General features: G+C 63.1%; 18 protein-coding genes and 1 pseudogene. 4 read left to right on the forward strand and 15 right to left on the reverse strand.

The window, feature by feature from the left end:
• The first annotated feature begins 26 nt into the window (after nt 1–26).
• Nucleotides 27–1,610 (forward strand): proton-conducting transporter transmembrane domain-containing protein, encoded by a 1,584-nt coding sequence (locus QTJ18_RS06010; RefSeq protein WP_252752927.1) that lies wholly within the window; start codon nt 27–29, stop codon nt 1,608–1,610.
• Between the two features lie 4 nt (nt 1,611–1,614).
• Entirely contained in the window at nt 1,615–4,173 is a 2,559-nt protein-coding gene (locus QTJ18_RS06015; RefSeq protein WP_252752926.1) for a YbcC family protein, read from the forward strand.
• Between the two features lie 40 nt (nt 4,174–4,213).
• Here QTJ18_RS06015 and QTJ18_RS06020 read toward each other — a convergent pair whose 3' ends face one another.
• Together QTJ18_RS06020 and QTJ18_RS06025 are read right to left on the reverse strand one after the other, a co-directional pair.
• Nucleotides 4,214–5,431: an MFS transporter gene (locus tag QTJ18_RS06020; protein WP_252752925.1), complete on the reverse strand. Its 1,218-nt coding sequence runs from the start codon at nt 5,429–5,431 to the stop codon at nt 4,214–4,216.
• Nucleotides 5,432–5,646: 215 nt separating this feature from the next.
• The gene (locus QTJ18_RS06025) at nt 5,647–6,549 is read right to left on the reverse strand and encodes a GGDEF domain-containing protein (RefSeq protein ID WP_252752924.1); all 903 of its coding nucleotides are present in this window, start codon (nt 6,547–6,549) and stop codon (nt 5,647–5,649) included.
• A gap of 307 nt (nt 6,550–6,856) precedes the next feature.
• Between QTJ18_RS06025 and QTJ18_RS06030 the strand changes: the two genes are divergently transcribed.
• Complete coding sequence (locus tag QTJ18_RS06030) at nt 6,857–9,001, forward strand: putative bifunctional diguanylate cyclase/phosphodiesterase (RefSeq protein ID WP_252752923.1); 2,145 nt, start codon at nt 6,857–6,859, stop codon at nt 8,999–9,001.
• Between the two features lie 37 nt (nt 9,002–9,038).
• Here QTJ18_RS06030 and QTJ18_RS06035 read toward each other — a convergent pair whose 3' ends face one another.
• From QTJ18_RS06035 to QTJ18_RS06085, 11 genes and pseudogenes are all read right to left on the reverse strand, one after another.
• Nucleotides 9,039–10,565, reverse strand: coding sequence for a UxaA family hydrolase (locus QTJ18_RS06035; protein ID WP_252752922.1), 1,527 nt, complete (start codon nt 10,563–10,565; stop codon nt 9,039–9,041).
• A gap of 1 nt (nt 10,566) precedes the next feature.
• Complete coding sequence (locus QTJ18_RS06040) at nt 10,567–11,577, reverse strand: zinc-binding alcohol dehydrogenase family protein (RefSeq protein WP_252752921.1); 1,011 nt, start codon at nt 11,575–11,577, stop codon at nt 10,567–10,569.
• Nucleotides 11,578–11,629: 52 nt separating this feature from the next.
• The gene (locus QTJ18_RS06045; RefSeq protein WP_252752920.1) at nt 11,630–12,919 is read right to left on the reverse strand and encodes an L-fuconate dehydratase; all 1,290 of its coding nucleotides are present in this window, start codon (nt 12,917–12,919) and stop codon (nt 11,630–11,632) included.
• A 162-nt stretch (nt 12,920–13,081) separates the two neighbouring features.
• A complete protein-coding gene (locus tag QTJ18_RS06050; protein ID WP_301557746.1) occupies nt 13,082–13,927 on the reverse strand; it encodes a fumarylacetoacetate hydrolase family protein in 846 nt (281 codons plus the stop codon).
• A gap of 36 nt (nt 13,928–13,963) precedes the next feature.
• Nucleotides 13,964–14,694, reverse strand: a pseudogene (locus QTJ18_RS06055) (SDR family oxidoreductase).
• A gap of 13 nt (nt 14,695–14,707) precedes the next feature.
• Nucleotides 14,708–15,037, reverse strand: coding sequence for an L-rhamnose mutarotase (locus tag QTJ18_RS06060; protein WP_252755026.1), 330 nt, complete (start codon nt 15,035–15,037; stop codon nt 14,708–14,710).
• Between the two features lie 12 nt (nt 15,038–15,049).
• Nucleotides 15,050–15,862, reverse strand: a complete 813-nt coding sequence (locus QTJ18_RS06065) for an amidohydrolase family protein (RefSeq protein WP_252755025.1) — start codon at nt 15,860–15,862, stop codon at nt 15,050–15,052.
• Nucleotides 15,863–15,864: 2 nt separating this feature from the next.
• Nucleotides 15,865–16,869 (reverse strand): aldo/keto reductase, encoded by a 1,005-nt coding sequence (locus QTJ18_RS06070; RefSeq protein WP_252755038.1) that lies wholly within the window; start codon nt 16,867–16,869, stop codon nt 15,865–15,867.
• A gap of 65 nt (nt 16,870–16,934) precedes the next feature.
• The gene (locus QTJ18_RS06075; RefSeq protein WP_252755024.1) at nt 16,935–17,876 is read right to left on the reverse strand and encodes an ABC transporter substrate-binding protein; all 942 of its coding nucleotides are present in this window, start codon (nt 17,874–17,876) and stop codon (nt 16,935–16,937) included.
• A gap of 87 nt (nt 17,877–17,963) precedes the next feature.
• Nucleotides 17,964–19,001, reverse strand: coding sequence for an ABC transporter permease (locus tag QTJ18_RS06080; protein ID WP_252755023.1), 1,038 nt, complete (start codon nt 18,999–19,001; stop codon nt 17,964–17,966).
• Complete coding sequence (locus QTJ18_RS06085) at nt 18,994–20,553, reverse strand: sugar ABC transporter ATP-binding protein (protein ID WP_252755022.1); 1,560 nt, start codon at nt 20,551–20,553, stop codon at nt 18,994–18,996. Before QTJ18_RS06085 ends, QTJ18_RS06080 begins: the two co-directional genes overlap by 8 nt.
• 167 nt (nt 20,554–20,720) lie before the next feature.
• Here QTJ18_RS06085 and QTJ18_RS06090 point away from each other — a divergent pair, with 167 nt between their 5' ends.
• The gene (locus QTJ18_RS06090) at nt 20,721–21,392 is read left to right on the forward strand and encodes a FadR/GntR family transcriptional regulator (protein ID WP_252755021.1); all 672 of its coding nucleotides are present in this window, start codon (nt 20,721–20,723) and stop codon (nt 21,390–21,392) included.
• A 35-nt stretch (nt 21,393–21,427) separates the two neighbouring features.
• Here the strand turns inward: QTJ18_RS06090 and QTJ18_RS06095 are convergent, their stop codons facing one another.
• Entirely contained in the window at nt 21,428–22,267 is an 840-nt protein-coding gene (locus QTJ18_RS06095; protein ID WP_252755020.1) for a VOC family protein, read from the reverse strand.
• Between the two features lie 68 nt (nt 22,268–22,335).
• Nucleotides 22,336–23,454 carry a mandelate racemase/muconate lactonizing enzyme family protein gene (locus QTJ18_RS06100; RefSeq protein ID WP_252755019.1) on the reverse strand — a complete coding sequence of 373 codons (1,119 nt, stop codon included), beginning with the start codon at nt 23,452–23,454 and terminating at the stop codon, nt 22,336–22,338.
• Nucleotides 23,455–23,460 lie beyond the last annotated feature (6 nt).

Consider the following 23,460-nt stretch of genomic DNA (forward strand, 5'->3'; position numbering starts at 1 on the left):
AAAGCGGTAAAGTTCGGAGATGCTCCATGTTGTACGCCTTGCCCATGCTCGCGCCGCTCCTTCTTGCCGGTGCCGCCCTCTACGCTTTCCGGTCTCCGCAATTGCGTCCGAGACGCGCGATACGCCTTGCCGAATTTGCAAGTCTCGCCGCCGTTCTCGTAGCGCTCGCGTCGGGCGTCGTGCTTTTCGTGCAAGGGCCGGGCACGAGCCCCTCTCTCGGCTCCGGCCTCCTCGCGCTATCCACCCGGCTGGACGCGGTCAGCCTGGCAATGCTGCTCCTCGTTTCCTTCGTCGGCTGGATTGTCCTGCGTTTTGCAGGGACCTTCCTAGACGGCGAGCCGAGGCAGGGAGGCTTTACCGGCTGGATGACGGCGACACTTGCGGCCGTGCTTCTCCTGGTCCAGTCCGGTACGCTGCTGCAGCTGGTCATCGGCTGGATCGCCACCAGTCTCCTGCTGCACCAGCTGCTTCTCTTCTATCCCGAGCGGCGCGCGGCGCGGGCTGCGGCACGCAAGAAGTTCATCGTCTCGCGCATCGGGGATATGGCACTTATCGGCGCAGTGCTTCTGCTTTTCAGCGCTTATGAGAGCGGCGACATAGCAACCATTCTCAACGCCGCGCGCGATGGCGAGGCCACCACGCAGGCAACGGCCGCCGCTGCCCTGCTGGCGCTCTGTGCGCTCTTGAAGTCCGCGCAATTTCCCACCCATGGCTGGCTGACGGAAGTCATGGAAACGCCCACTCCGGTGTCCGCGCTGCTGCATGCCGGGGTGGTCAATGCCGGCGGCTTTCTGCTCATCCGTTTTGCCGATCTCATGGTGCAAACGCCCCTGGTTCTGGCAGTGCTGGTGATGATCGGCGGCTTTACCGCCCTCTTCGGCAGCATCGTCATGCTGACCCAGTCCGCCGTGAAGACCTCGCTTGCCTGGTCGACGGTTGCGCAAATGGGCTTCATGATCCTGCAATGCGGCCTGGCGCTCTTTCCGATTGCCATGCTGCATATCGTCGCCCATTCGTTCTACAAGGCGCATGCCTTTCTGGCCTCCGGCTCGGCGATCGGGACAGTTGCCGTCACCAAGCGGCCGGGACCGGTTGCCATACCCGATGCCAGGGCTGTCGGTCGCGCCTTCCTTCTGGCGCTCGCCATCTATGCCGTCATCGGAGCACTGTTCGGCTTTGCCGAAAAGGCGCCGCAGGCGCTGGCGCTTGGCGCAATCCTGATCTTCGGTGTGGCCTATCTGATCGCTCAGGGACTGGCCGATGCCGCGCCATGGGCGCTGACCTGGCGCACCGCTCTCTCTGCCATCGGTGCGGCGACAGCCTATTTCGCTCTGCACCGACTGTTCGACCAGCTGATGCTCGGCACGCTGCCGGCGCCGCCGGTGCCTGGCCCGCTGGAATGGACGCTGATGCTGCTTGCGGTCATCACCTTCGGCCTGGTTGCGGTCGCCCAATCGCTTTTCCCTCTCTGGGCCTACCACCCGGCCGCGGCCGGCCTCCGGGTCCATCTGGCCAACGGCCTTTATGTCAATGCGCTCTTCGATCGGCTGCTTGGCGGCTGGAGCGTGTCGCGCCCCACCTCCTCCATCCCGGCCCCTGCGAAGGACTGACCCGATGACCACGACCCATACCATTGACAGCCTGCATGGCGAGGCCCTGTGGCAGGCCGCAGACAAGGCGGTTCGGGCGATACCGCCGGCCTGGCCGCTGACGGCGACGGTCGCCGTCAATCCCTTCCTCGGCCAGGCCGGCGACACGCTGGAGCAGACATCCGCTTTGCTTGCGAGGATCGGCGGCATAAGGCTTGCCGCGTCCCATCAGCGCATTGCCCACAAGATGGCGGGCGGCGAAATTACCGATGACGATCTCCTCGGCGCCATCCAGTCGAGCCCGTACGCGGCCGGGATCGAGCTTACGGCGCTGAAGGCCGCTCTCCTGACGCAGCCGCCGCCGGTCGCGGCCCTGCCGACCATTGCCGATCTCGCGGCGAAGGCCACAGGCCAGGATTGGCCGGGTTTTGTTTCCGAGCGGATCGGCGCCTTCGCCGCCGGCTATTTTGACGAAGGCCAGGCGCTCTGGGCGGCCTCCCGGCGGAACGGCCTCTATGCCGCCTGGCGCGCCTATGCCAGCCACGACCTGACGCCGGAAATCTTCGGCCTGAAAGGTTTCGGCTTCCATGTCATCGATATGCCGGAGAGTCCGCGGGCAGCCATCGAGCGGGCAGCCGTTGCCCTCGGCCTCGGGGCGGAACCGGGCACCTATTTCCATCAATTGCTGCTGACACTCGGTGGCTGGGCGCAGCTTGCCCGCCACCTCCAGTTCAAGGCCGAGATGGAGACAGGCACCGATACGACGGTGGTCGAATTGCTGGCTCTCCGGCTTGTCTTCGAAGAGGCGCTCTATCACTGCCACAAGGCAAAGATCGAAACTGCCTGGCAGGCCATTCGTCGTGCCCATGCCGAACCCGTCACTGTCGATGAGGAGACCAGGATCGATGGTCTGCTGCAGCTCGCCGTGGAGCGCGCCATGCAGCGCCGGCTTGCCGCCGTTTTGGCGTCTCCCGCGACGACATCCGTTCCAAGAGAAGGCGGGAAAGCACCCGCAATGCCCGCTAGAATAACCGCCGACATCCCTTCCGAGACGCCGGCTGAGATAGAAAAGAGTGCCGAAGCCGCGGACCTGCGGCCGATGCTGCAGGCGGCCTTCTGCATCGACGTGCGGTCCGAAGTGTTTCGCCGCGCTTTGGAAAGCCTTGATCCGGCCATCCGCACGCTGGGCTTTGCCGGCTTTTTCGGTCTTGCCGTGCAGCATAGGGCTTTTGCCTCGGATGTCTGCGAGGCGCGCCTGCCGGTGCTCCTGCGGCCCAGCCTCTTCACCTGCAGCGCCGTGTTTGAAGGTGACGAAGCGGCGCGCAGCGAGGAGGCCGACCGGCGTGCAAGGTTCCGCGCCCGCGCCATCCGTGCCTGGGGTCGCTTCAAGCTGGCGGCGGTGTCTTCCTTCGCCTTTGTGGAAGCCATGGGACCGGTCTATGCTGGCAAATTGCTGCGCGACGGGCTCGGCCTTGCCAAGGCGAAAGGCCCGGCCGTCCATCAGCCACATTTCTCTTCTGATCTCGACCTCGATCAGCGCGGCCTGATTGCCGAAACGGTGCTGAAGGCCATGTCGCTGACCGACGGCTTTGGCCGCATCGTCCTGATCTGTGGCCACGGCGCGAATGTGGTCAACAATCCGCATGAAAGCAGCCTGCATTGCGGGGCGTGCGGGGGCTATTCCGGCGATATCAATGCGCGCCTCCTCGCCGGCCTGCTCAACGAACCCGCCGTGAGGGGCCGGCTTGCTGTGAAAGGCATCGATATCCCCGAAGATACGATCTTCATCGCGGCCTTGCACGATACGACAACCGACAGGGTGTCGCTTTTCGAAGCCGACCTGCAGAACGCGGCGTCAGCTGAGGATCTTGCCCTGATCCGGCACTGGCTGGACGAGGCGAGCCGATTGGCCCGTGCGGAGCGCTCGCTGCGGCTGCCGCAGGCCCGCGAAGAGACGGTGATCGCGCGCAGCCGCGACTGGTCGCAGGTGCGGCCCGAGCTCGGCCTTGCCGGATGCCGCGCCTTCATCGCCGCGCCGCGTTCCCGCAGCCGGGGCCGGGTGCTGGGTGGCCAGGTCTTCCTGCATGATTATGTCTGGCAAAAGGATGAGGGCTTCAAGATCCTCGAACTCATTCTGACTGCGCCGGTGGTTGTCGCAAGCTGGATCAGCCTTCAGTATTTTGGCTCCTGCCTTGCGCCTCCGCTGTTCGGTGCCGGCAACAAGCTTTTGCACAATGTCGTCGGCGGCATGGGTGTGGTGGAAGGCAATGGCGGCAATCTGCGCGCAGGCCTTGCCTGGCAGTCGGTGCATGACGGGGAGGATCTCCTGCATGACCCGATGAGACTGACCGTCGCCGTCGAAGCGCCGAAGGAGGCCATCACCGGTATCCTTCAGCTGCACCCTTCCGTCCGCGCGCTGTTCGATCATGGCTGGTTGCATCTGCTTATCCTGGACGCCCGCGGGCAGGCAGTCTGGCGCTATGCGGGAGAGCTTCGCTGGGCCGCGCCCTTCGAAACCGGCCTGGCTGACGCGGGTTACAAGGATGCGGGTTACAGGGCTGCGGGTTACGGGGCTGCGGGCTGAATGGCGGGGATCGGTCCGAGGCGTTCCCCGCCGGCCCGCCTCACTCCGCTTTGCGCCGGCGTTCCGACGGCCGGCCGATCATGACCATGACGGCGGCTCCGCTGGCGGCGGCAAGGGCGGCCACGTAGATTGGCGCGGCAAAGCCGAAACCCTCCAGCGCCAGGCCGCCAATGACCGCGCCGCTCGCAATGGCGAGCTGAAAGCCCGTCGACAGCATGGCACCGGCACTTTCCGCGTGGTCGGGCGCGGCCTGCGCGTTCCAGCTGGAAATCGCCACAGGAAAAGCCCCGAAGCCCAGGCCCCAGATCGCAATGGCGGCCAGAGCGGGAAGAAGCGGACCTTCCGCGGTGGTGAGCAACAAGGTTCCCCCCGCGACCACCAGCGCACCCCCGGCAGCCGTCAGCGCCGGGCTTTTCGAGGCCAGAACCCCGCCCACCAGGTTTCCGGCAAAGCCGGCCACACCGAAGGTCAAAAGAGCGAGCGAGATCGATTGCACATCGAGCTGCGGCCCGGTTTCCAGAAAAGGCCGGACGAAGGACAGGCCGGCAGTGTTGCCGCACATGACGAAGAAAACGGTAGCAAGTCCGGTGAGGACAGCAGGACGAGCCAGTGTGGCTCTGAATGAGGCAAGGCTGGGCGGCACGGCCGTAGGAAGCCTGGGAATCGTGAGGACCTGCGCAGCCAGCGCGACGAACGCCAGAATGGCCGCCATGCCAAAGGCGGCGCGCCAGCTCAAAATCTGGCTGAGATAAGCCGCGAGAGGAGGCGCAATGACATTGGCGACCGAGACCCCGGTGAAGATTACGGCGAGCGCCCGAGGCAGTCTTGCGATCGGGACGAGCCGCATGGTCAGAGCCATGGCCATGGCCCAGCTTCCCCCAAGCGCCACACCCAGAATGGCGCGCGCGGCGAGCAGCATTGGCAGGCTGGTGGCGAATGCCGCCAGAAGCGTTGCGATGACGAACAGCACCCCCAGCATTCTGAGCACTCTTTGGCGGTCCAGACGACCGGAGCCAAGCACCAGAAGCGGTCCCGCGGCCGCCGCGATGAGCGCCGTGGCGGTGATGGCCTGACCGGCTGCGCCTTCGCTGACGCCGAGCTCCAAGGCCATCGGCGTGATCACGCCGATCGGAAGAAGCTCGGTTGTGACCAGACTGAACAGTCCGAAAGCCAGTGCGGCGACGGCAGGCCAGTTCGCCGTCTCCTGGGCCGTGCCGATGGCAGAGGGCGTGGAGGGAGAGATGGTATCGGAGGACATTGCTTGCCTTTTGTGATTGATCGACCGGAACGGGGCTGGAGGCCCAGATTGGCGAAAACGCGATGCCCGCCGCCAATGACATTCCTTCGTCTTGCACGTGCCTTGACGGCCCGGGCGGATCCGAGCCTATGCAAGCTCAGTCCGAGCCGCTGGGGGACAGACAGAGACGGCCCGAAGCAGCGAGCATGATGGCCGGTCGGACCACCGGTTCGAGGTCAGGGATCGGTCAGAAGCGGCGCCGAGGACCCGAGCGACTGCGACGTGCTCACGCGGTTGCGGCCGCCATGCTTGGAGCGGTACAGGAAACCGTCCGCTGCCGCAAGGATCTGATGAAGACCCGCGCCCGGCCGGCTGTCGCAGACGCCGAAGCTCGCGGTCACTCGTCCGGCTTCCAGCGGCGTGATCACGCTGAGTTCCAGTTTGGCACGGATACGCTCGGCAATGGCGGCCGCCTCGGCAACAGTGGTGCGCGGAAGGATGACGCAGAATTCCTCGCCTCCCACACGGGCAGCCAGATCGTAAGGACGGATCGAATCGCGGACAACTTCGCCGACACTCATCAGCACCCGATCCCCCACAACATGGCCATAGCGGTCGTTGATGTCCTTGAAATGATCGAGATCGAAGAGAATGACGGAGACGTCTTCGTTCTGGCGAAGCGCGCGGGACTGTTCCTCGCCGATCCGCTCTCCCAGCCATCTGCGATTGCCAAGCCCGGTGAGACTGTCCGTCGTCGCCTGATGCCGCAGCTCCTTCATCAAGGTGTCGACATGTGCCACCATCGCCGTGACAGCCTGTGCCAGCCTGCCGACCTCGTCATTGCGGCGCAGATTCATCTGGAACGGCAGGCCATCCGCCTGATACCCTGCCACCGCGCCGGACAGGGAGCGGAGCGGCCGCAGGAGATGCCAGAGTGCGGCCATGCAGGCCGCCGTGCCTGCAAGCGTGGCCAGCAATAGCAGGGTGAACAGCACCGTGCGATCCGGATCGAAGCCGAGGAGCAGGAACACGATCAGCGCAATCAGCGGCACGTGGATCGATATGAAGCTGACGGCAAAAATGCGGAAAAACAATGAGGTTTGCAGCACTTGCAACAGGGACCCTGGCTTCGGAATCATTCCGTACTCCTCTGATCAATCTCAGGAGCGGCGGACGCTAGTCAGGGGTAATGAAGAAAGTGTGATGCGAATCGTAAAACTTGGAGCTTTCGGAAGGGAATGCGGTTGAGCCTCGACGCCACGTTGCTTCGACAGCAGAAGCACAACCTACACCTTCGCCGCATGGCCTGTATTTTAGTATCTGTTAATCTAAAGCCTTAGCGCGGTTGTAGGAGTTACGCCCTATTATTTTAGTCGCAGCGCATATGCGGACATGACGTCACCCTGCCGTCCCCTGGACATCATTCAATGACATCTGGATGTTCTCATGAGCGACAAGACTGGCGCCTCCAAAACAGCCGCGCCGCGACGCATAGCCTTTGCAACCGCCCTCACCACTCTTGTGCTGGCGCTTTCCATTGCCGGTCTCCTCGGCTTTGCCATTCTGGTCATGCGCGATTCCGCCAATCGAATGGATGACGAAAGGGCCCTGCGGGCGGCAAACGCGGCCATCGTATCCTTCAAGGCCAAGCTGGCGGCCACCGTCCGGGACAACGCCGTCTGGGATGACGCCTATACGGCCGTCAACTCCGAAGAGGCCGGCAGCTGGACCTATGACAACTGGGGAAAGACGACCGAAGCCTATCCACTCTACGATTCAGCCGTCGTCCTCGACAGGAACGGCGTCGTCATCTCCGCCTACGAAAAGGGCCAGGTCTTCGACCCTTACCAGCGTTTCGGCGCAAGCTTTGCCGATATGATGCGTGCGGCGAATGCACCGAAACGCGATCCGGTTCTAAGCTTCGCCAGAGCCGGGTCCGATATCCTCCTGATCGGCTCTTCGGCCATCCAGGCCTATTCGAGCACGACCACGGACAGCGCGCTTGCCGTCCTTAGTTTCTCCAAGCGCCTGTCGGACGAGGTGGTCGCGCAGATCGCGACAGAGCATCAGTTGACGGGCCTTTCTCTAAGCCGCAACCCCGTTGCACCGCAGGATGGGCTGACCGTCGCTTTGCCGGGGTTTGACGGGCAGCCGGTCGCCTTCTTCGCCTGGCCGAGCCAAAAGCCCGGATCGGCCGTCTTCGCGCGGATCAAACCCTATATTCTCTCCGCCGCCGGCCTGCTGCTGGCCTTCATGATCCTGATCCTGACGGCCAGCCGGAAAGAGGCAGCCATATTGCGCGCGATGGCGCAAAAGGCACATCACCAGGCCAGCCATGACGGGTTGACGGGCCTCCTGAACCGCACCGGCTTGCTGGAAAGGCTCGCCGCGCCAGCCGGGGTCGGATATGCACCCACCGAAACGCTGACCCTTCACCTGCTGGATCTGGACGGGTTCAAGGCCGTCAATGATGCCTGGGGCCATGCGGTGGGCGATGTCTTGCTAAAAATGGTCGCGCAGCGCCTGCAGGCCGTTCATCCGGAGGCAGTTTATGCCGCGCGTCTCGGCGGGGATGAGTTCGCCTTGCTGCAGATCGGCCGAACCCCGCCGGACGCTTTGAGTGCCGAGATCGTCGCTTGCCTGGCGCAACCCTTTGCCATTGGCGGACGGACGATCGAAATCGGATCAAGCGTCGGCCATTGCTCGCAGGACCCGACGCTCGATCCTCTCGAACTGGTGAGGCGCGCCGACATGGCCCTTTACAAGGCCAAGCAGACAGGCCGCGGCCGGGCCTATGCCTACAGGCCGGAACTGGATGCCGAACGGGAGCAGCTTGCAAGTCTGGAGGGACAACTGCGCCAGGCGATTGCCAGCGACCTGATAAAGCCGGTCTTCCAGCCGCTGATCTCCGTCGCGACGCAAAAGATATGCGGTGTCGAGGCCCTGGCCCGCTGGCGCAGCCCGACAGGATCGGTGGCCCCCGACATCTTCATTCCCCTGGCGGAGCGATCGGGCCTGATCGACGAACTGGGCATGAAGATCCTGGCATCCGCGATCCGCTCGGCCGGCCGCTGGGATAGATTGACCCTGTCGGTCAACATCTCGCCGATCCAGCTTTGCAACCCGACCTTCGTCGATTCGGTCACGGCCCTCCTGGAGAGGGAGGCATTCGATCCGCGCCGCCTGACGCTGGAGATCACCGAAGGCGTCCTTATCTCCAATCCGGATCAGGCCCGGCGAGCCATCAATGCGCTGAAGGATCTCGGCATACAGTTCGCGCTGGATGACTTCGGCTGCGGTTTTGCCAGCATCGGCGCCTTGCGCCAATTCGGGTTCGACCGGATGAAACTCGACCGGTCTCTGGTCTGGGGTCTTGACGATGAGGCGAAAGGACCCGGCGTGTTGAAGGCGACGATCGCGCTTGCCGCCGCGCTCAATATTCCCGTCACCGCAGAAGGGATCGAGACCGAAAGCCAGGCGCGAGCGCTCGGTGCGGCGGGCTGCGATCAGTTGCAGGGCTACCTGGTCGGCAAACCCATGGACGAGGAGGCGCTCGAAAGCCTGATCGCCCAGGATCGTCTTGTGGCGTGAGCGGCCTTGCGCCCGGTGCGAGCGGTTCCAGCCCCGCTCACATCACCGCGCCGATCTGCCAGGGCACGAATTCGTTGCGGCCATAGCCCAGTGTTTCCGATTTCGTCGGCTTGCCCGATGCCACGGCCAGGATCTCCGCGAAGATCTGGCGACCCTTTTCCTCCAGCGTCACACCCTCGACGATATCACCGCAATTGATGTCCATATCCTCCGGCATGCGCGCAAACAGCTCGCTATTGGTGGCGAGCTTGATGGAGGGCACCGGCTTGCAGCCATAGGCAGAACCGCGGCCGGTGGTGAAACAGAGGATATTGGCGCCGCCCGCCACCTGGCCGGTCGCCGCCACCGGGTCGTATCCGGGCGTATCCATGTAGACGAAGCCTTTGCGGTCGATCTTCTCCGCATAGCGATAGACTCCGCGCAGGGTGGAGTTTCCGCCCTTGGCCACCGCGCCCAGGGATTTCTCGAGAATGGTGGTCAAACCGCCGGCCTTGTTGCCCGGCGAGGGGTTATTGTTCATCTCGCCGCCGTTGCGGGCCGTATAGGCCTCCCACCAGGCGATGAGGTCGACGATCTTCTGCCCGACTTCGGCGCTTTCCGCCCGGCGGGTCAAAAGATGTTCCGCCCCGTAGATTTCCGGGGTTTCGGAGAGGATGGCCGTTCCGCCCTGGCGCACCAGCATATCAGCCGCCACGCCAAGCGCCGGATTGGCCGTCAGGCCGGAATAGCCATCCGAGCCGCCGCATTGCAAAGCGAGGCTGAGTTCGGAGGCCGCGATCGGCTGCCGCTTGTTGCGCGCCGCAAAGGGCAGCATCTCCCTAACGCGGGCGACCCCCGCCTCGACGGCCTTGCGCGTGCCGCCGGTCTCCTGGATCGTCAGCGACTGGAAATGATCACCCTCGGCGATCCTGTACATCTCCTTCATGCGCGGGATCTGGAAGACTTCGCAGCCGAGGCCGACAAGAAGGACCGCGGAGAAATTCGGGTGGCTGGCATAGCCCCATTGGGTCCGCGCCAGAATGTCGAAAGCCTCGCCCTTCCCTGCCATGCCGCAGCCCTGGCCATGCGGAAGAGGCACGATGCCGTCGATATCCGGGTAATCGGCGAGAATGCCGGAGCGCATGATCTCGTCGGCCACATAATCGACCACCGTGGCGGAACAGTTCACCGAGGACAGAATGCCGATATAGTTGCGTGTTCCCGCACGGCCATCGGCGCGGCGGAAGCCCTCGAAGAATGCCGGAACCTCCCCGTCCCGCAGCCCCTCCACAGCGGTCGCATCGGCGGCGAAGGCATAATCGCGCTCGAAATCCTCTCCCATGGTGACGTTTTTTTCGTGCACCCACTCACCGGGCTCGATCGCCGTGCTGGCAAAGCCGATGATCTGACCGAACTTGCGGATCGGCTCGCCGGGCGCGATCGGTCGTGCGGCGATCTTGTGGCCACGCGGCACGCGGGCACGGGCAAGGATCCCGCTCTCGATCGTGCTGCCGGCCGGCAGGTCGGCAATAGCAACGACAACATTGTCCGCCGGATTCAGCCGCAGGATTCGACGAGTCGTCATTTCAAACCTCCAATATGGCCTTGATCACGCCTGCCTCCGGCCGCGCCCACGCATCGAAGAGCGCAACGCCATCATCCAGACGACCAACATGGGTATTCAAGGCGCGTGTGGGAACCCTTCCGGCCTGCATCTGCCGCACCACTTCGGCAAAATCCTCCGGCTGCGCATTGCGGCTCGCCATCAGCGTCGCTTCCCGCTTATGGAACTCCGGATCGGAGAAGGTGATATCCTGGCGCACGACGGACAGCAGAACGTAACGGGCACCATGGGCGAGGAACTGGAAGCCCCGCTGCATGGGGATGGCATTGCCGGTGGCATCGATCACGACGTCGAATCCGTCACCCTGCGTCATCTCCTGAACCGCCGCTTCGGCGCCTGCATCGGCAAAGATGCGGGCATCGGCGCCAAGACGATCGACCGCAAAGGCCAGCCGGTCCTCGCGCGTATCCATGACGGTGACCTGCGATCCCCGCGCTTTCGCAAAGATGATTGCCGACATGCCGATAGGCCCGGCACCGGTGACGAGAACCCGATCGCGCGGCCCGAGATCGCCGCGCCTGACGCCATGCGCGCCGATCGCCAGAAATTCGATCATGGCCGCATCGGCAAGGGCGATCCCACCCGTCGGGATGACGTTCTGCTCGGGAACGGAGAGATATTCCGCCATGCCGCCGTCGCAGTGGACGCCGAGGACCTGAATGTTCTGGCAGGCATTGGTCAGGCCCTTGCGACAGGCGTGACAGGTGCCGCAGGAGAGATAGGGAACGATGTAGACGCCGTCGCCCCGCTTCAGCGCACTGCCGGCTGGGGCTTCTTCCACGGTGCCGGAAAGCTCGTGGCCCATGACCCTTGGATAGGCCAGAAACGGATGCTTGCCGGCATAGATGTGGAAATCGGTGCCGCAGATGCCGACATGGCGGATCCGCACCAGAACATCGCCTTCCCCGCGTTGCGGGATCGGCCGGTCCACGACGGAAAGACGGCCTGGCTCGTCGCAGATGAGAGCTTTCATCGGAAGGTCCTTTGCCTCTTGGCGCAGCTTGCACTGCTCGTCAGGTAAGCCGTCATGCCGCGGTCTCCTTGACGAAAGTATAGGCGGCAATCGATTCCGGCTTCATCTCGATGGAGAATCCCGGTTGGGTCGGCGGCATATAGGCCGCATTCTCGATCCTGCAGGGATCGAGGAAATGCTCGTGGAGATGATCGACATATTCGATTACCCGCCCATCCTTGGTGCCGGAAACCGCGATGTAATCGATCATCGACAAATGCTGGACATATTCGCAGAGCCCGACGCCGCCGGCATGCGGCCAGACCGGTTTATCGTATTTCGCCGCCAGAAGCAGCACCGCCAGCACCTCGTTCAAACCGCCCATGCGGCAGGAGTCGATCTGTACGATATCGATCGCGCCTTCGGTGATGAACTGCTTGAACATGATGCGGTTCTGGCACATTTCGCCGGTGGCGACCTTGATCGGGGCAATCGCCTGGCGGATCTTGCGGTGGCCGGCCACATCGTCCGGACTGGTCGGCTCCTCGATGAAGAAGGGTTTGCAGAAGGCCAGCTTCTGCATCCAGTCGATCGCCTCGCCGACCTCCCAGACCTGATTGGCATCCACCATCAGATACCGGTCGGGGCCGATGACCTCGCGCGCAATGGTCAGGCGGCGTATATCATCGGTGAGGTCGCGGCCCACTTTCATCTTGATGTGGTTGAAGCCCTGATCGACCGCCTCCTGCGCCAGGCGGCGCAGTTTTTCATCTCCATAGCCGAGCCAACCTGCGGATGTGGTGTAGCAGGGATAGCCCTCGCGCTCCAGATCGGCCATGCGATCGGCCTTGCCGCTCTCCGCCTTCTTCAGAAGCGCCAGCGCCTCCTCGCGTGTCAGCGCATCGGTGAGATAGCGGTAATCGACGATGTCGGCGATTTCCTCCGGCGTCATCGTCGCCACGTATTTCCAAACGGGAAGGCCCGCTTCCTTCGCCATGGCGTCCCAGAGGGCATTGACGACGGCACCGGTCGCCAGATGCATGGCGCCCTTATCCGGGCCGATCCAGCGCAACTGGCTGTCGCCCGTCAGCTTGCGCCAGAATTTGCCTGGCGCCGCCTTCACCTCGGCAAGATCGACACCGACCACCAGATGCCGCATGGCTTCGATCGCCATGCAGCAGATATCGTTGCCGCGGCCGATCGTGAAGGTCAGGCCGTGGCCGGCAAGATCGGCACGATCCGTTTCCAGGATCACATAGGCGGCCGAATAGTCCGGATCCGGATTCATCGCATCCGAGCCGTCCAGGCTGGCCGATGTCGGGAAGCGCAAATCGAAAACGCGAAGATTGGTAATGCGGGTCATGTCAACCTCTCATACCTGACCAGGGCCTGCCCAGGGCCTGACCGGGGCCAGACCAGAGCCGGCCCGGTGCCTGCCCAGGGGGCCCTGCCCGGTGTCTCGCCAGAAGGCCTCCGGCACCGGGCCGGCGCGACGGCATGCGCACATTGGTGTGAAGAACCGCCATCAGGCATCCGCCCGGAAGGTCTGTTTCTGGGTGCCGAGACCGTCGATGCCGAGCTCCACCACATCACCGGGTTTCAGATAGCGCGGCGGCTTCATGCCCATGCCGACGCCGGGCGGCGTGCCGGTGGAGATCACGTCGCCGGGCTGCAGCGACATGAATTGCGACAGGTAGGAGACGAGGAAGGCCACGCCATAGACCATGGTGCCGGTGGTGCCGTTCTGCATGGTCTCGCCATTGACCTTCAGCCACATCGACAGGTTCTGCGGATCGGCCACCTCGTCCTTGGTGACCAGCCAGGGGCCGATCGGCCCGAATGTGTCGCAGGATTTGCCCTTGGTCCACTGGCCGGCGCGTTCCGCCTGGAAAGCGCGCTCCGACACGTCATGGCTGACGCAATAGCCCGCGACATAATCGAGCGCCTCGTCCTGCGAGACATATTTCGCCGTCTTGCCGATGACGATGCCGAGTTCGACCTCCCAATCGGTCTTTTCCGAGCCGCGCGGGATCAGCACATCGTCATTGGGGCCGCAAATGGCGGACGTCGCCTTCATGAAGATGACCGGCTCGGGCGGAACGGCCATGCCGGATTCGGCGGCATGATCGGAATAGTTGAGCCCGATGCAGATGAATTTGCCGGTGCCGGCCACGCAAGGACCGAGACGCCCACCGGCCGGAACCTCCGGAAGGCTCGACGGATCGATCGCCGCCAGTCGTGCAAGCTCTGCCGGATCAAGAGCGGCGCCGCCGATGTCCGTCACCTGGCCGGAGAGATCGCGGATCGTGCCATTGGCATCGACAAGGCCGGGGCGTTCCGCGCCGGGCTCTCCATAACGAAGTAGTTTCACGAGATTATCCTTTCACTGTGTTCCGGACGGTCGATCTCAGAGAGACCAGCCGCCATCGATGCCGAAGGCCTGGCCGGTGGTATAGGTTGCGCCGGCAAGATGGACGGCGAGATCCGCGATCTCCTCCGGCCGGCCGAGCCGCCCCATGGGTTGACGGGCGATGAAGGCCGCGCGCGCCTGCTCGTAATTGCCCTGCGCATGCATCCGCTCTTCCAGCGAAGGGCTCTCGACCGTTCCAGGGCAGATCGCGTTGCAGCGTATGCCCTTGCCGACATAATCCGCCGCCACCGATTTGGTCAGGCCGATGACCGCCGCTTTGGTGACGCTATAGGCGCAGCGATTGGGCACGCCCTTGAGGGAGGAGGCGATGGAGGCCATGTTGATGATGCTGCCCTCTCCCCGTTCCAGCATGCCTGGAAGAACGGCCTGGATCGTCCAGACCATGGCGCGGAGATTGAGGTCGAAGGCAAAGTCCAGATCCTCCTCGGCCATGTCGAGCACCGTTCCGCCATGCACGATGCCGGCGCAGTTAAACAGGATGTCGACCTGCCCGATCCTGTCGAAGAAGGCCGTCACATCCTGCTTCCGTAGCACATCGGGCGGGCTGTTTGCAGGCCGGATGTCGCCTCCAGCGCGGACAGCGCCGTTTCATTGATATCGGTCGCCCAGACGCTTGCGCCGGCCGCGGCAAATGCCAGCGCGCTCGCCCGGCCGATGCCCTGTCCTGCCGCCGTCACGACGACGACCTTTCCCTGAAGTGTAGTCATCTGATATCCTTCTTCAATTCAGATGGAAAACCTCTTCCATCATCGCCCACCACTCGCCATCCTTCCGGGTCTCGAAAGGCTTCTGGCAGGGGATGCAGAAGGACCACCATTCCTGGTTCTTCGGATCGGCGGCGATCTTCTCCATGTCGGCGGCAAAATCCGCGCCATGATATTCCCAGTAGCCGAAGAGCAGGTTTTCCGGCTCCTTCAGAAAGATCGAGTAATTCTTCACATGCGAGCGTGTGAGAAGATCGAGGATTTCCGGCCAGACCGCAGCATGCAGCCTCTTGTACTCGTCCACCTTTTCCGGATGCAGGCCAATCACCATACCCATGCGTTGCATCGTCAATCTCCTTCAAAGCCGATAGAAGCGCCGGGCATTGCCGCCGAACACCTGCGCATGCGCGCCTGCCGGAACCATGTCCCGCGCCTGGGCGAACCAGGTCCGGTAATCCGCAGCCAGGGTCAGCACCGGCCAGTCGCTGCCCCAGATCACGCGGTCCGGTCCGAAAAGCTCGAGGATCGTCTCGCCATACGGACGCACCGCCTCGGGCCGCTGATCGCCTGCTTCCGTCAGGAGGCCGGACAGCTTGCACGACACGGTGTCGAACTGCGCGAGCCGCTCCATCGCCCGCCGCCAATCGCCATAGAGACCTTTGGCGATCACTGGCTTCGCGCCGTGGTCGATGACGATCCTGAGGTCGCGATGGCGCTCGACAAAGCGCATGAGCGGCTGGAGATGGCGCGGCAGGACCAGCGCGTCGAAGGCGAGGCCGGCCTCGATCATGGCCTTGATGGCCGGATCGAGCGCCGGATCATCGATCCAGCCGTCGTCGTCTATGTCCTGCAGCATGGGGCGCAGGCCCTTGAGCTTGGGATGCGCGGCCATGTCTGCAATCGTTGCGGCGGCATTCGACGCCTTCAAGTCAACCCAGCCGACAACCCCCAGCACGAAGGCATGCCGTTCCGCCAGATCGAGCAGGAAGCGGGTATCCTCGAGGCTCGGCAAAGACTGGACGACGATGGTTGCATCGACGCCTGCGGCTTTCAGCTGCGGCTCGAGATCCGCCGGCAAAAAATCCCGGTGGATCGCCGCAAGCTCCGGCGGCGGCCACTGTCCCTGCCGGTTTGCCATGAGCCAGAAATGCTGATGCGCGTCGATGATCATCGTCAGCCTCCGATCGGTGCGCCATCGGCAATGACGCCCCTGGCCTTCAGCGCGGTCCAGACCGAATGCGGAATATCCTCTTCCATCCAGGCAATGTTCGCCTTGATCTGCTCCGCATTGCGGGCGCCGGAAACGACGGTCACCACGGCCGGGTGAAAGAGCGGGAAATTCAGCGCCACCGCCTGCATGGACACGCCCTCGGCGGCGCAGGCCGCTTCCACTTCGGCCACCTGCGCCAGGAGAGCGGCGGGCGCGTCCGCATAGTTAAACTTGCGATTGCCGGCAAGAAGCCCGGAATTGAATGCACCGGCCACGACGATGCCGACACCCTCTCTTGCCGCGCGGTCCAGAAGCTTCAGGCTCTCCTGCTCGATCAGCGTGTAGCGCCCGGCCAGCATGGCTGCGTCGATATCGAATTCGTCCATCGCCTCCCAGACGGCCTGCCATTCGTTGACCCCAAGCCCGATGGCCTTGATGCGCCCGGCCGACCGCAATTCTCCCAGTGCCTTGAAGCCGCCGCCTTTGGTCAACTGATGCCAGTAATGCGCGTGCCGGTCGCCATGGGTCACGCGGCCGATGTCGTGAACGAAGAGAATATCCGGCTGCAAGACGCCAAGGCGGTGTTGGCTTTCCTCGAACGACCTCAGGATGGCGTCATAGCTGTAGTCATAGACCGGGCGGAATGGCAGGGGCCGCACGAAGCCGTCCGACTCCGGCCCCACCGTCCCATCCGCCACCATGAGGCGGCCGACCTTGGTGGACAGCACATAATCGGCGCCCTCCTGTTCGGTCAGCATGGTTCCGAGGCGTCGCTCCGACCGCGTATAGCCGTAAAAAGGTGCCGTATCGAAATAGCGGATTCCCGCCGCCCAGGCGGCTTGGAATGCGCCGAGCGATTCCTGGTAACTCGTCCAGCGATAGAGACTGCCCATCTGCGCGCAGCCGAGACCCATCGCTGTGAAGGAAACATCGCGATGGCGCAGACTGCGCCTGTCGTTCACCTGCATTGTCGTGCCCGTCATCTGATCCGTGGAGGCAGGCACGCGGACAAAGGCCCGCGTGCCCATATGTTTTAGTAGAGAACGTTCTTGGCTTCCGGCTTGTCGATGTTCTGCTTGGTGACAACCACGACGCCGGTGTCGATGAACTTCTCGACCTTCTCCTTGTTCAAAAGCTTCAACAGCGTGTCGACGCCCTTTTCGCCCATCTGATAGGAGCCCTGGACGACCGTTGCTTCCAGCGTGCCATCCTCGACGAATTCCTGCAGGTCCTGATTGCCGTCAAAGCCGATGGCCGTGATCTTGCCGGCCTTGCCGGCCTGCTTGATGGCGCGACCCATGCCGATGGCTGTCGGCTCATTGGCACCGAAAATGCCCTTCAGATCCGCATTGGCGGCAAGCACGTCCGTCGTCTGGTTCAGGGCGGTGGCCATTTGCGACTGCGAATAGAAGGGGCCGACGATCTCGAGCTTCGAATTGGCCTTGATGTAATCTGTAAAGCCACCCACGCGACCGATCTCGGAACCTGCACCCGCGACATAGGACATCACGGCGATCTTGCCCTGCGTGCCGACCTTCTCGATGAGCGCCTTGGCGGCCAGTTCACCGGCGGCCTTGTTATCGGTCGCGAGGAAGGCCTGGTAGTATTTCTCGGCATCCTTGGAGAGCATGGAGTCGATGATCACGACCGGGATACGCGCCTCCCAGGCCTTCTTGACGGCAGGAACCAGCGCGTCCGGATCGGACGGCGCCAGAAGAATGGCGTCGACCTTCCGGTTGACGGCGTTCTCCACCATGTTGACCTGGTCGGCGATGGCCGATTCCGCAGCCGGACCCTGGAAGGTCATCGTATGCGCCTTCTGCTTGCCGATCGCCGCATCCGCGCCCTTCTGCACATTCTGCCAGAAGGTCGAGTTGACGGTCTTGACGATGACGGCGATTTCGCCTGCGGATGCCGAGGCGGCGCCCGAAAGCACGAAGACGGAGGCCGCAAGGGCCAAAGCAAGTTTACGCATAGTTTCTCCTCCTGAGTTTGCCGGTCCCTGCCGGGGGCCGATGCGGGGGAAGGCTCCTCCCCTTCCCGTGTTCAATGACCGGCCGGCTCATTTCCGGTTGCGGATCTGATCGATCCAGACGGTGCCGAGGATGACGAGGCCGATGATGATCTGCTGTGTGAAGGCGGAGACGCCGTTCATGTTGAGCCCGTTGCGCAGGATGCCGATGACGAAGGCGCCGATGAAAGTGCCGGAGATCGTCCCGACGCCGCCGATCAGGGACGTTCCGCCGATTACGGCCGATGCAATGGCATCCAGCTCATAGGCCACACCCTCGTTCGGCTGGGCCGTGACCAGCCGCGACATAAGAACGCAGCCCGTCAGGCCGGCCAGCGTCCCCGATACGATATAGGTGAACGCTGTGACGCGAGCGACATTGACGCCCGAGAGCCGCGCGGCATCGGCATTGGATCCGGTGGCGTAGATATGGCGACCCAGCACCGTGCGGTTCAGGACGAAGGCTGCGGCAAGCGCAATCACGATCATCAGCACGACGGGATAGGGAATTCCCGGAAAGCTCACCACGGGGAAGCCCTGCTCGTCGATCGTCTCGAAACGCAGCAGCGAGCCATTGCCGAGGACGCCGAAGGTCTCGCCCAGTCCCGACACGGCCCGGGCGCCGGTGATCTGCAGCGCGACGCCACGGGCGATCAGCATCATGCCGAGCGTGGCAATGAAGGGCGGAAGCCGCAGCCTGGTAATGACAAGGCCGTTGATCAGGCCGCAGGCGGAGCCGGTCAGTATCCCGAGGAGCATGCCGATCCAGACCGGCGCGCCGAGCTCCTTCACCGCAAGTGCCGCCACGACACCCGAAAGCGCCAGGACCGAACCCACCGACAGGTCGATGCCGCCGGTAATGATGACATAGGTCGCGCCGATGCCGAGCAGCGCGATCGAGGTGACCTGCAGCGCGATCGTCATGCCGTTATTGACGGTCAGGAAGGCATTCGAGGTGACGGCAAAGACCGCCGCCAGGATCACAAGGCTGCCGAGGGCTGCGAATTTCTGGATGATATCCTTCTGCCGATCGCTCAAACCCTTACGTCTTTCAGCCTGCTGCGGCTTGCCGGTGGTCATGTCAGCCATGGGTCATTCCTCGCTCGCGCTGCCGGCTTCGGCCGGAGGCATACAGCATGATGTCTTCCTGCGACGTCTCGCGCGTCGTCAGCGTTGCGGTGATACGGCCTTCGTGGAAGACCGCGACGCGATCCGACAGGCCGAGAATTTCCGGAAGCTCGGAGCTGATCAGGACGATGCCGATGCCCTTTGCCGCCAATTCGTCCATGACCCGGTAGATGGCGAGCTTGGCGCCGACATCGATGCCGCGCGTCGGCTCATCGAAAAACATGATCTTCGGCTGCCGGAACAGCCATTTGCCAATGATGATCTTCTGTTGATTGCCGCCCGAGAGCAGACGCACCGGCTGCTTGAGGCCCGGCGTGCGGATCGTCAGAAGATCGACATAGTGCTGGCTGGACTGCCGGTGCAATTCGCGATCGATGACGCCAAAGGGACTGGCAACCGCGCTCATATTCGCCAGCATCAGATTGGCATCCACCGGCATCTTGACCGCCAGCCCCTCGGCCTTGCGGTCTTCGGAGAGATAGGCAATGCCCGCATCTATGGCCGCTTGCGGATCGCGGGGCGACAGCGGACGGTTCTCCAGCGTGATCGTCCCGCTGTCGAATGGATCGGCACCGAAGATCGCGCGTGCCACTTCCGTGCGTCCGGCTCCCATCAGGCCGGCGAAACCGAGGATCTCGCCGCGCCTGAGCTCGAAACTGATGTCGGAAAAGACACCGTGCCGGCTGAGGCCCGAAACGGAGAAGATGACATTGCGGCTGGGATGCCGCGTCGGTGCGGGAAATTTTTCATCCAGCGAACGGCCGACCATGCGCGCCACGATGTCGTCCACGCTGATCGCCGCGAAGTCGTCGGTGGAGATATAGCGGCCGTCACGCAGGATCGTTACCCGATCGACGATTTCGGCCATTTCGTCGAGGCGATGGGAAATGTAGATGATACCGGTGCCGTCTCGCTTGAGATCGCGGATGACACGAAAAAGGAGCTGCGCCTCCTGTTCGGTCAGCGAGGAGGTGGGCTCGTCCATGATCAGCACGGAGGCTTCAAGCGACAGAGCCTTGGCGATTTCCACCATTTGACGCTGGGCGACGGAGAGCGTGCGCACCTGCGCATCCGGATCGATGTCGACGCCCAGGCGATGAAGACAGCGCCGGGAATCCTCCCGCAATTTGCGTCTGTCCACCATGAAGCCGCGGCGCGGCTCGCGGGCGAGATAGATGTTTTCGGCGACGGTGAGATGCGGAACGAGATTGAGTTCCTGATGGATGATTGCAATGCCCGCCGCTTCCGATTGCAGCGTCGAGGTGAAGTGGACCGTCTGCCCCTTGTAGATCATGTCGCCGGCATCGCGCTGGTAGACACCACTGATGATCTTCATGAGGGTCGATTTTCCGGCGCCGTTTTCGCCGCAGACAGCGTGGACTTCGCCCGCACGCAATTCGAGCCGCACGCCCTGCAGCGCCTTCACGCCGGGAAACTCCTTGGACACATCCTCGAGTTTCAAAAGCAGCGGCGCGGGTTCGCGCTCGCGCTGTGCAAGCGACACTCCTCCCATCGCGATCTCCTCCAGACTTGCGAAAGCCTCCCCGACTTCCTCGCCGCAAGACATAGGACAGGCCACAATAATTGGTCAAGCCAATTTTCGATTTTGCTTGAAACGCGCCTTATTGACCGATTAATATGCGTAAACTGCAATCATCACCGAGGATTGGCCTGACCAGAATGACCCTTCCGAAACGTCTCTATCAGCAGATCGCCGATCAGGTCCGGCTATTGATCCAGAACGGCCAATATCCGGCAGGATCGCGGCTGCCACCGGAACGGGAACTTGCCCAGACGCTCGGCGTATCGCGCCCCTCGCTGCGAGAGGCCCTGATCGCACTGGAAATCGACGGATCGATCGAGATCCGCATGGGCTCTGGCATCTATGTCCTGTCGGCGGGCAAGACCGCGCCGTCGGGCCGTTCTCTGGGTGAAAGCCCGACCGAACTGATGCAGGCGCGCGCCGTGATCGAAAGCGCGGTGATCGCCAAGGCCACAGCGGCGATGACGCAAGCGACGCTGGCCACTCTGTCCGGCATCCTCGACAGCATGCGCCAGGAAATCGCCGAAGGACGAAAGCCCATCGATCAGGATCGGCTTTTCCATCTGACCATTGCGGAACAGGCCGGAAACTCGGTTCTGGCGGAAATCGTTGCCAACCTCTTCGATGAGCGGCACAGCCCGATCTCCGACCATATGCGCGGCCGCTTCGAAACGCCCGAAACCTGGTCGGAGGCTTTGCTGGAGCACGAGGCGATCCTCGCCTCGCTCGAGGCCCGCGATCCACTTGCGGCGCAAGCCACGATGCATGCGCATCTTACCGCATCAAGGCGGCGGTGGCTGGAAAGCTGAGGTCTTGAGCGCTTCGCGGCGACGGCGACAGGCTTCTAGCGCGACATCTCGAACTGCAGATCGACACCGAACCAGGCATGCGCCGGGATCGTGATCCGGCCTTGCCCGATGGAATATTCGATCCCCTCTTTGCCAAGCAGCGCCGACACTGCGGCCAGATCGTCGACGAGAAGGGTAAAGGCGACAAGCCCGCCCGCCCCCGCGTCAGGCGAAATCGCGATGCGTCCCTGTTTTTGCAAAGGCAGGACTGCGTCCTGCGGCACGAAGGCGCCATCGGCAAAGGCCTGCAGAAATGCGGCATGATGGCCCGGATCGCTCGCTTGCACCGTGACCTCGGTGACGTTCCTGGCGCCGTTGGCATGCTGCTGGAAAGCCGTGTTCCAGAAGGCATCCGGGAAATGCTGCTGGCAGACGAAGAAGGAGGCATCCGGCACGGCCGGATCATGAGCAAAGGCCAGCGTGAAGGCCACATGGGTTTCGCTGCCATCCGGACGGCGTCCCTTGCGTTCAAAGAAGAAGGGTTCGAAGGCGCCGATGCCGCGCTTGGCAAAGCGGTGCGCATCGTGCCGTGCATCCTCGCTGTCGAGAACGAGCATGGCGAGCCCCTCGCGCCGGGCGAGGTAATCCCGAACAAAGGCACCGAAGCTGAAGTGGCCCGGCCGGTGTTCCTCGATCAGGCTTTCATCGCCGACTGTGATCAACTCCAGGAAGGAGGAGTGAAACTGCACGATGCGGTTTTCCGTGCCCCAGGGATGGCGATTGCGCCCGCCGACCTGGAAGCCAAGGGCCCGATACCGTTCAGCCACGGCATCGAGGTCGCGCACCGCCAAAACCAGGTGATCGATGCGTTTTGGCGATGCTTTCAAGGCGTTCATGGGGCGTCTCCTCTGGCCTGCTCTGCCGGTATAGGCAAAGCAGGGCTGCGCCGGAACCCGGCACCCTCTCAATCGATGGATTTTCCGAAGCGTTCCATGCTCCCGGCAAGCGGCGTCGTGCTGGCGCCTGGCTGCTGCGGCCGGCGGAAAATACCGTTCTCCACCTGCGCCGGCTCGTGGAAATGATCCTTGATCCACGGAATATATTCGAGAATGGTCGAGGCCGGATGCCAATAGCTCAGATGGACATGCACCTGGCTCATCTCCCCGGCATGCGGCACGACGGGTAACCGGTTGGCCAGAGCGAGATCGGCGACCTGAATATATTCCGTGATCCCGCCCAGCCGCGTCACGTCTGGCTGGACATAGTGCACGGCACCGGCATTGATGAAGCTGCGAAACGCATCCAGCGTGTAAAGCTGCTCACCCAAAGCGACGGGAATGGCCGTATTGCGGGCAAGCGCGGCATGGCTTGCGATATCATCATACCACATGGGCTCCTCGAACCAGTAGATGTCGAGATCCGCCGCCCGCGCGCAGAATCTCTGGCAGGTGGGCAGATCCCAACGGCCATTGGCGTCGATAGCGATACGGATCCTGTCGCCGACCCGCTTGCGAACCGCCTGCAGCCGCGCAATGTCGGTGTTCGGATCATCATGGCCGACCTTGATCTTGATACGCGTGAAACCCTCCTCCTCCACGGCGCGCGCGCACCCCTCGACGAGCGCCTCCTGCGAAAAGGAAATCCAGCCGATATCGGTATTATAGGCCTCCAGCGCCTCGGTTCTCGCGCCGCCCAACAATGCCCAGAGCGGCATTTCGGCCCGTTTCGCGGCGAGATCCCACAAGGCGACATCGACCGCCGCCAGCGCAAGATGCGTGATGCCGGCCCGTCCCACCCATTGCAATGCCGGATATCGGGCGAGTTTCGTCCACAAACGCTGATGGGCGCTTGCATCCTCCCCGAGCAGCAGCGGCGCGTAAGCGTCGCGGATGCAGGCGGTGATCAGCCGGTCGGAGGCCAAATGGGCATGCGTCCCGGTGAAGCCATAGCCCTCCAGCCCATCGGACGTGGTGATCTTGGCGCCGACCACGCCCCAATGTGTGATGCTGTGGGTGGAATCCGAGATGGATTGCGACGTCAGCGGCAGATGCAGGATAAAGGGTTCAACGGCAGTAATCTTCATGACCGG

Source organism: Rhizobium sp. SSA_523 (assembly GCF_030435705.1).
Taxonomy (GTDB): Bacteria; Pseudomonadota; Alphaproteobacteria; order Rhizobiales; family Rhizobiaceae; genus Neorhizobium.